Raw genomic sequence first — 6,121 nt, 5'->3', positions numbered from 1 at the left:
TCCCTTCCTCTCTGCTAGGAAAACCACCAACGGATGTTGGTGGTTTTTTTGTGTTTATATACCTCGTGGAAAGCTCTGCTTTTCTAAGAGGTTATACATACAAAAAAACAAGGCAAAGCGCAGCGGTGCCGTGGTTTTTCTTGTGAAAAATACCCTTCTAGGGAAAACCGCAGCGCAGCGGAGGTAATCCCTTCCTCTCTGCTAGGAAAACCACCAACGGATATTTGGGTTATTAAATAGGCACTACAAATATCCGTTGTTTTGTATTTTGTTGACATTGTCCTATAGATTGAAACAACTATTTTTACCGCACGATTATAAATCCGCCCGATCGGGTGTTTACTATATATTCAATACTAACGTACAGATTGCCGCGCCATCGGGTCACTATAAATCTACTGCCAATATGATCCATTCAATTAATAATTCTCAAAGTACTACTACACAAGAATTATACTTAGGTAGCTATGACAGTATTCCATATATACAGAGTTACAACACCCTATACAGAGTAAGCCCCTAACAAAAACCGATAAAAATCTATTGGTTTTCTGTCAGTGATTTACTTTCGAATAAATCGCGGTATCCACAAATTTTCCGTTGTGGTATTCCTTATCTTTAAAATAAGCTTCTCGTACAAAACCACATTTTTCAACTACACGAATAGAGCCTTTATTCTCAGGATAGATAACTGCTTCTAGGGAGTGAAACCCCAGGTCGTTAAGTCCGAAATCAACTAAGCGTTGTAGTGCTTCGGAAGCATAGCCTTTCCCATAAAACGCTGGCAGCAACATATAGCCGACTTCGGTTCGGTAATGTTGGAGTTGCATGCGATAGAATCCCATCGTGCCGATCATTTCCCCTGTTTCTTTTAGGGTGATCGACCAATTCAGGCATTCGTTATTTTTCATTCGCTCGTCTAGAGAATGGATATAGTCTTCCGCCTCTTTTACATCTGTTGCTAAGGGTATGGGAATATATTGCATCACTATTGCACTAGAACGCATAGAAAATATAGGTTGAACGTCGTCTAAAGTGGTTTGTCTAAGGCGTAATCGATCCGTTTCTAATACGGGAAATGTAGGTAGGTCTAAAGTTAACATGGTTTACATTCTTGTAATAGGCTTAAAAGTAGGAAAAAAAGCCTTGCTCTCGTCGAAAAAAATAGATTCTCATGCCTTCAATACTATTTTAGCTATGCTAGCTCCCTACTATTCAGCAGCAGTGTCGCTCTCAACTCATCCCACCAGTATGACAGCAAAAAACTTGTTCTTTGAGCAATTGTTTTTTTTTATCTTTAAACAAAAAATGATACAGAAAATTACTCTTTGTTTCTTCTTTTTGTTTTCGGTTCTTACTTGGGGACAAATCACAGAATTTAAAGCACCAGACTACGAAGCTATCGGCAAAGCGATACAGGATGAATCGTCAGATGTATACTATCCTAGGCTCCTGCGCCAGTTCAAGTCGAATACTACAGCACTAACCCCTCGTCAATACGAGCATTTATATTATGGTTATACCCTACAAGACACCTATAATCCTGATATAATCTTTTCAAAAGAGAAAGAACTGAAGGCATACGCAAGTAAAATACCCGATAGGGCCGATGTTCCTCAAATCAAAGCTTTACTCCAAGAGGCATTAGATGAATTTCCCTTTGATTTTACACAATTGTTATTCCTCTCGTATTTGTATGATTTCACTGGTGAGGAAGAAAAATCAACACTCATTTCCAATCATGTTGAATCACTGGCTAAAATCATTAGTCGCTCAGGGAATGGATTGGCATGTGAAACTGCTTTTCACGTGATTGCCACATCACATGAATCCTTTATGCTTGATCTTTTTTCCATAGCATCTATAAACCAACAAGTGGATGGTAAGTGTAATTTTTTTGAACTAGACCCTGAATTATATACCCTTGCTGGGTTGTATTTTGACGTAAGTCGATTACAGCAAGCAGCATACAAAAAGAAAAATAAATAAAATGAATAAGTTAGAGAAAACAGCAGAAATGCTTGATGAAGCACAATTTTGGAGTCTGGTTGAAGCCTCTTTAAAAAACACAAAAAATCAGGAGGAACAAGAAGCCTTTTTAATTCAAGCCCTTGAAAAATTAACGCCAAAAGAGCTAATTGGCTTTCGCTTGAGAACAGACAAACTCCTATACGACACCTATGATTCAAGGATGTGGTGTGCGGGTTACCTAATGAATGGCGGATGTTCCGATGATGGATTTGAATACTTTAGAAATTGGGTGATCTCCAGAGGAAAAGAAGTTTATGAAAAGGCAAAGGAAAATCCAGATTCACTCATCGATCAAAAAGACTGCGCAGAAGATGATTTATTCGACTTTGAAAGCTTTTGGTATGTGGCCTTAGAAGCGTTTGAAAATCAAACAAGAGAAGAGTTATACGATTATATCGATGAAGAGAATTTCGAATTTACAGAGGACAATTATCCTTCTTTTGAATTTGATTGGAATGACGATGAGCCCGAGAGCATGCAAAAACTTTGTCCACAATTATACGCACACTTTTGGAACTAACTGATCTTACTGTCACTGACCGAAAGAGCTTTGCTGCTTTTTTGGTCCTCCTCCGTCAAAATTTAATAGACCATCCTGAAGAATGGGAAAATCAAAATTTACCTGACTTTTTAGATGCTTTGGCAAGTTATACGGAAGATATACAAGGCTATTACGACAACACCCAACAACGGATCAATGCTGATGAACCTAGTTGGGATACTTTTGCTACTATATTCAAAGGAGCCAAAGTATATGAATAAGAATAAGTTATCTACAAATAGAAAGAATATGACACCTAAACGATAGTCAACCTAATAGCTCATTAATTTAGACATAGTGTTCAACCAAGAAGACATAAAAACATTCCAATAAATAGAATACCCCCTGTATTTACGATGTGATTTCATTAGTTTACCCCAATGATATGCAGTACATTTGAAATATACTATAGCCAAAAATAAATCATGAAATACCTCAATATCGGGATTGTTCTGCTTGCCATATCCATAATCACAAGTTGTAGCTTTACCAAAAATGCCAAGACATATGAATCCACGACGGAATCTTTTATTGAAGCCTTAAAACAAGAAGATTTTGATACTTGTCTTTCGCTTATGCAGATGGAAAATGGAAAAGGACAACGTCTAAATCCAGATACGTTACGCGTAGAATTCACCCAGTTTAAAAGGATGCTAAACGCGCACTTTGGCGAAAAACCATATGAATATGAAGTAGTTAAATGGGAAAAGACGCTATCGACCAATCCTGAAGAAAGTACACCAACCAATGCAACGCGAGCATTTGTAGAATTCAACAACGGAGATGAGCTAGGCGTATTTCAGCTTCTATTTGACGATACCACTAATAAAGTCCTAGATATTCGAGCTTTGGATATCAAGGTGAACAAACCGGATTTACTGTTATTTTGGCTATTGGGGTTGATTCCCTTAGCCGTTGTTCTTTTCAATATTTATATTATTCGCGAAATAAAGCGAAGTAATTTACAGAAAAAGTGGTTGAAATACCTCGCTGTAATTCTATTGAATGTGCCTACATTTACCTATACTGCTGCAGGGAACGCAACTTTTCACTTGCTGTCCTTCCAATTTCTTTTTGGTGCAGGATTTAGCGGTCAAGGAATAATAGAATCTGCCTGGTCTGTTGGACTCCCTTTAGGAGGATTGTACTGGCTATGGATGCTTAAAAGGTGGAAATAATCTTTATACTACAACATGATGTCTATCTTTTCCTATCACCTCACTCGACTTCCGCTGTTTTCCGCACTAAAAACATTGGCTTTCCCACCTAAAGCGGCAACAACACCGGGATTAATTCACGCGGATACTATGCATATTATGGTATTAGGATCTCCAATTTTATCGCCTTCCCGATTTTTGTTGCGTCAAATCGCAGTTTTTGCCCAATGGGAAAATGAAGAAGCACTCAATCATTTTTTAGCCAAAGATGTTATGGGAAAAAAGTTGGCAAAAGGTTGGCACATTCGCCTGCAATTTGCTCGACAATGGGGCACTCTTTCCAACTATCAAATACCGAGAGAAGGTACACCTATAGCCCTAGAGAATGAAGCCGTTGTAGCAATAACACTTGCTCGGATGAAGTATTTTCAGATTCCGCGTTTTATCCGTTGGGGTAGACCCACTGAAAAACTAGTTCGCGATCATCCTGCGACTACCTTAGCCTTGGCGTCCTTTAGTTTTCCGACGACCATTTCTACGTTTTCCATCTGGCCTTCTGTACAAACAATGACGGATATGGTGATGGGCCACAGTAAAGTAGAACAACCTCAGCGACATAAAAAAGCCATGCAAGAACAAAGTCGCAAGGATTTTCACCTTGAGTTTAGCACTTTGCGCTTTAAACCTATTGCCGAATATGGAACTTGGCATGGACAACAACGCTTTGTACCTAAACCCAACCCAAAATAGAATAATATGCAACGCGTCTCTACCAAACAACGACTGCAGGATTGGTTTACCCAGCGATGGGTAATGGCAGGAGGGCGGAAACTCAATCCACAAACAACCCCTTGGCTTATCGGTCCTTTTGGAAAGGTGGGCGACGTGGGAGAGCAATTTATTTATCGATTGGCTAAAGAAGAACAATTAAGCGTTCAACGTACTTGCGTCAATACAGGTTTACTTCCTTCGATAAAAGCCCTGGGATTATCTCCAAGTCAAGAGGCTCAGATTTCTCCTATTGTTGTTGACTTTTATGAGCGAACCTCATCGTATTACCTAAGTATGAGTCTACGCTGGAATCCGCTTTTTATTGGTTTTGGCTTTTTAGTAAATACGCTATTTAGCAACCGATTGAAACAATTGTATATTCCTACAAATACAAAAATTAAAAATTCCCCCCTTACCAGCGAAATCATTCAACTGATAACACCCGAAACGAAAGAAGTTCGCTATACGTTTTGGTTGCGAACTCTTGCTTCTTGTGATAGGATCATTTTTTCAGGTGTTTATGGTAGCTGCCAATTGCCTTCGGGAGCTACTGCAGTAAAAGCCGTATTTCCCCTACCCAATGGCAACGCAACAGTATTGATGAATCCTCAAGTGGGTCAAAAAGGAGAATTAACCCTTAATTCTAGTGGTACAAGCTGGGGAGATGCAGGTTTTTACTTCCTCCTACAAGATGCACAAAACCAATATTGGGCGAAGTTTATCGCCTCTTTCAAAGATAAACTGACCGTCCGACCGCATACAACTGGACTACTCGCACAACAGCGCCTGAGACTTTGGGGATTACCGGTCTTATCCATCGTCTATCAAATCAACCTGAAAGATAAGCCCGATCGATCCAAATAAACTTGCGATTTTTCAACAGCAGAAGATTGCCTATTCCACACAAGCGGTTACTACCTAAAAGAAGAAAACGATTGCGTTACTCTTTTTTTGTGTGTTGAAACAACCAATTATACAAGTCGTTATGACGGTACAAATCTTCTACACTACCGTGATTCCCCCCTTTGATGACTTGCAATTCAACAGGTGCATCTGACTTGCACTTTTTAATGGCATTCATTATGTTTTTTGATTCTTTTAGTGGCACTATAAAATCCTTATCTCCATGGATGAGCTTAATGGGTACATTAGTCAAATTACAGGCATCTCTATTTTCACCACCACCACACATGGCAATAGCTGCAGCTAGGCGATTGGCGTACTTACTTGCATATTTCATGGTTCCGTAACCTCCTAAACTCATCCCTGTAACATAAATTCGACGCTCATCGATCGCGTAATGATCAATCATATATTGAACAATCTCATCTACCTTATCGGGATTCCACGGTCCGGAAGGCAATTGTGGAGCAACCAAATAAGCGGGGATCTCCAGTCCCTTTTTCTCAATTCCTCTCAAGGGACCATAGCGTTTAACTCGTTCAATATTGGTTCCGGATAAACTTCTTCCATGTAAAAAGATAACTAATGGATTCTTTTCTTTTACTTCAGTAGGGGCATTGACCCAAAACTGATAAGACGTTTGATCTAAAATTGCTTGAGGTTGAGCCCATAAGCTCAACGAAATCAAACTAATAAACAACGGAAGTATGCGCATATA

General features: G+C 39.3%; 8 protein-coding genes. 6 read left to right on the top strand and 2 right to left on the bottom strand.

Annotated features, from left to right (window positions below; genetic code table 11):
• Positions 1 to 554 precede the first annotated feature (554 nt).
• Positions 555 to 1,103, bottom strand: coding sequence for a GNAT family N-acetyltransferase (locus tag H4K35_RS14970; protein ID WP_182628732.1), 549 nt, complete (start codon positions 1,101 to 1,103; stop codon positions 555 to 557).
• Positions 1,104 to 1,308: 205 nt separating this feature from the next.
• Between H4K35_RS14970 and H4K35_RS14965 the strand changes: the two genes are divergently transcribed.
• From H4K35_RS14965 to H4K35_RS14940, 6 genes are all read left to right on the top strand, one after another.
• Positions 1,309 to 1,989: a DUF4919 domain-containing protein gene (locus H4K35_RS14965; protein WP_182628731.1), complete on the top strand. Its 681-nt coding sequence runs from the start codon at positions 1,309 to 1,311 to the stop codon at positions 1,987 to 1,989.
• A 1-nt stretch (position 1,990) separates the two neighbouring features.
• On the top strand, positions 1,991 to 2,551 hold the full coding sequence (locus H4K35_RS14960) for a DUF4240 domain-containing protein (protein WP_182628730.1): 561 nt from the start codon (positions 1,991 to 1,993) through the stop codon (positions 2,549 to 2,551).
• Complete coding sequence (locus tag H4K35_RS14955) at positions 2,542 to 2,793, top strand: hypothetical protein (protein ID WP_182628729.1); 252 nt, start codon at positions 2,542 to 2,544, stop codon at positions 2,791 to 2,793. The genes H4K35_RS14960 and H4K35_RS14955 overlap by 10 nt, the downstream gene beginning before the upstream one ends.
• Before the next feature lie 204 nt (positions 2,794 to 2,997).
• A complete protein-coding gene (locus H4K35_RS14950; protein ID WP_182628728.1) occupies positions 2,998 to 3,750 on the top strand; it encodes a hypothetical protein in 753 nt (250 codons plus the stop codon).
• Between the two features lie 18 nt (positions 3,751 to 3,768).
• Positions 3,769 to 4,479: a hypothetical protein gene (locus tag H4K35_RS14945; protein ID WP_182628734.1), complete on the top strand. Its 711-nt coding sequence runs from the start codon at positions 3,769 to 3,771 to the stop codon at positions 4,477 to 4,479.
• A 6-nt stretch (positions 4,480 to 4,485) separates the two neighbouring features.
• Positions 4,486 to 5,364 carry a hypothetical protein gene (locus H4K35_RS14940; RefSeq protein ID WP_182628727.1) on the top strand — a complete coding sequence of 293 codons (879 nt, stop codon included), beginning with the start codon at positions 4,486 to 4,488 and terminating at the stop codon, positions 5,362 to 5,364.
• 76 nt (positions 5,365 to 5,440) lie between these two features.
• Here H4K35_RS14940 and H4K35_RS14935 read toward each other — a convergent pair whose 3' ends face one another.
• Positions 5,441 to 6,118: a prolyl oligopeptidase family serine peptidase gene (locus H4K35_RS14935; protein ID WP_182628726.1), complete on the bottom strand. Its 678-nt coding sequence runs from the start codon at positions 6,116 to 6,118 to the stop codon at positions 5,441 to 5,443.
• Positions 6,119 to 6,121 lie beyond the last annotated feature (3 nt).

The sequence above is a fragment of the Myroides sp. NP-2 genome, assembly GCF_014145665.1.
Taxonomy (GTDB): Bacteria; Bacteroidota; Bacteroidia; order Flavobacteriales; family Flavobacteriaceae; genus Flavobacterium.
The sequence above is the reverse complement of the archived record's forward strand: the minus strand, read 5'-3'. Positions and strand labels throughout refer to the sequence as shown.